This is a genomic window from Nocardia sp. NPDC004582 (assembly GCF_053602115.1).
Genome location: NZ_JBSGCY010000274.1, coordinates 1 through 2,740, shown reverse-complemented (window position 1 = coordinate 2,740; position 2,740 = coordinate 1). Strand labels below are relative to the sequence as shown.

The window sequence follows — 2,740 nt, the reverse complement described above, 5'->3', positions numbered from 1 at the left end:
GGGCGGCCTAGGTCGGCGCGGGCGTGAGCGCGCAGGACGCGCCCGCCTACGCCAGCCACAACGACCTCGGCACCGCCGTCCTGCTCGCCGCCATGGACCGGGCCCGCTGCCGCCATCTGGTGCTGGCCTCGTCCATGGTGGTCTACGGCGAGGGCCGCTACGTCGACTCCGCGGGCGACCCGGTCGACCCGGCCCCGCGCACCCCCGCCGACCTCGAGTCCGGTCGCTTCGACCACCGCGGCCCCGACGGCCGCCCGTTGTCGTGGGCGCCCATCGACGAGGACGCGCCGCTGCGCCCGCGCAGCCTCTACGCCGCCTCCAAGGTCGCCCAGGAGCACTACGCCACCGCCTGGGCCGCGGCCACCGGCGGCACCGTCACCGCGCTGCGCTACCACAATGTGTACGGCCCCGACATGCCCAGGGACACACCGTATTCCGGTGTCGCCGCCATCTTCCGCTCGGCGCTCGAGGCGGGTGAGGCCCCACGCGTCTTCGAGGACGGCACCCAGGCCCGCGATTTCGTGCACGTGCGCGATATCGCCGCCGCCAATGTGGCCGCCCTCGAACAGCCGCTGGCGGCGTTCACCCCGCTCAATATCGCCTCGGGCACTCCGATCACGATCGGCGACGTGGCCGCCACCCTCGCCACCGCGTGCGGCGGCAAACAGCCCGTGGTGACCGGCGAATACCGCTCCGGCGACGTGCGCCACATCGTGGCCGGACCCGAACGGGCCCGGCGCGCACTGGGTTTCACCGCCGCGATCACCCCGACCGCGGGCCTGACCGAGTTCGCGTCCGCGCCGTTGCGCGCCGCCGGCGGGGACGGGGCGCCCACCTGGCGGTGAATCCGCCTGCCGCGATCACCAGTTCGTCAGGATCAGATGATTGACGACCAGCGCCCCCGCCGCCTGCACCACGAGCCAGAATCGGGCACTGTGGCGGGGGAGCAGGGCGGTGGCCGCCAGCGCCCACACATCGAACGGCAGCCAGATGCGTTCGGTCTCGGCCTTGCTCAGCCCGCTGATGTCGGCGATCAGGATGGCGGTGCACCCGGCCGCCGCCATCAACGCGGCGGGATCGACGTGGGAACGCCAGCGCGACAACCATTCCCGTACCGGCCGCACCGGCGGGATCTCCAACTCCATCAGCACCCGGACACTCGCGGCGGCGGTGGCCAGGCCCACCGCGCACACCGTCGCGGCCAGATTGCCCCAGACCCAGTACCGGTACGGCCGCTCGTGCGCGATGCCCTGGTAGTAGCGCTGCACCACCAGGTGATAGCCGGTGAACCACCAGAACCCGGCCGCGGCGAACGCCGCCACCACCGCCAGCGCACCCGTGAGCGCGGGCAGCGCGGGCCGCGCCGAGCGCGCCAGCAGCACGGCCGCGGCCGGAATCGCCATCAGCACCAGGCCGTAACTGAGGAAGACGGTGCAGCCGAACAGCACGCCCGAGCCCAGCGCGGCCACCATCCAGCCCCGCTCGAGCCGGGTGGCGAGCGCCAGCAGCGCCACCGCCCACGCCGCCACACCCGCGAACAATCCGTCGGCGGACACCGCGATCCAGATCGCCGCGGGTAGCAACGCCAGGAAAGGCGTTGCGGCGCGGGCCCGATGCTCGGCACCCAAGGCCCGCAACGTGAACGGCACCGCGGCCGCCGCGCTGGTCCCCACCACCAGGCACAGCAGGCCCGCCCACGCCCCGCCGCCCAGCCCGATCCGGTCCAGCAGCACGAACACCAGCAGCGCCCCCGGCGGATGCCCGGACACGTGCGTGGTCCACGAGTCGGGCTGGAAATCCAGGATGCGGCCGGAGAATCCGCGCAGCATGGCCCCGATCTCGTGCACCCCGCCGACCTCGTGCAGGTATTCGTCGCGGGTGGTGAGCCGCCCCGCGAAGCCCCGCTGCCAGCCGTCCACCATGGCCAGCGCGAACGCCCACGCCGCCGCCGTCGCCCAGGTGGTCAGCAGCAGCCGGCCGAACGACAGCCGCCGCGCCAGGTCCGGCCCGAACCGCACCACCGCCGCCGCGATGGCCACCGCCGGGACGGTGCCCCAGCCCAGATGCGGTAGCCAGCCGCCGAAGATCGGTGCGGCCCCGGCGTAGAGCTTGTCCCGCCAGGGTTTGCCCTCGATTCGCGGAATCACGAAGGCGGCCAGGACGAGTAGGAAGGCCGCGAGGGCGCCGTAGCCGTCGACGCGCGTGGAGACGTAGCGCGCGACCCTCGTCGCGGAAGCGTTCGCCATGCCGGAAACCATAGGCCCCGAAACCCGCCGGAACTGTCCGGATCGGCATTCTCGCTGCTCCCGTCATACTTTCGTCATGCGTGTCCCGGGGGTCGAACGGCCCGTTTGGGCTTACGGTCGAGGCCATGACCGAGTTGGACTCCGAGCCCGGGGTCACGGTGGTGATCCCCTGCCGGGACGAGGCGGAAGCCCTGCCCGGCGTACTGTCGGCAATTCCCATCGGGTACCGGGTGATCGTGGTGGACAACGGCTCCACCGACGGCACCGCGGCGGTGGCCCGCGCGGCGGGCGTGACCGTGGTGACCGAATCGAAGCCCGGGTACGGCAGCGCCGTGCACGCCGGCGTCGATGCCGCCCGCACCGAACTGGTCGCCGTCCTCGACGGCGACGGCTCCCTCGACCCCGGCGAACTACCCCGGCTGGTGGCCGAATTCGGCCCAGATCGGTAGATCAAAACTCATAACACCACTCACCAAAACCGACAACTCGTATTA

1 protein-coding gene and 2 pseudogenes are annotated in these 2,740 nt (G+C 72.4%); 2 read left to right on the top strand and 1 reads right to left on the bottom strand.

Annotated features, from left to right (window positions below):
- Window positions 1-11 precede the first annotated feature (11 nt).
- A pseudogene (locus ACWELJ_RS33890) lies at window positions 12-845 on the top strand (NAD-dependent epimerase/dehydratase family protein); the annotation flags it as partial.
- Window positions 846-860: 15 nt separating this feature from the next.
- On the opposite strand, the gene ACWELJ_RS33885 reads toward ACWELJ_RS33890, so the two are convergent.
- Complete coding sequence (locus tag ACWELJ_RS33885; protein WP_452370140.1) at window positions 861-2,246, bottom strand: hypothetical protein; 1,386 nt, start codon at window positions 2,244-2,246, stop codon at window positions 861-863.
- Window positions 2,247-2,371: 125 nt separating this feature from the next.
- Between ACWELJ_RS33885 and ACWELJ_RS33880 the strand changes: the two are divergent.
- A pseudogene (locus ACWELJ_RS33880) lies at window positions 2,372-2,677 on the top strand (glycosyltransferase family 2 protein); the annotation flags it as partial.
- Window positions 2,678-2,740 lie beyond the last annotated feature (63 nt).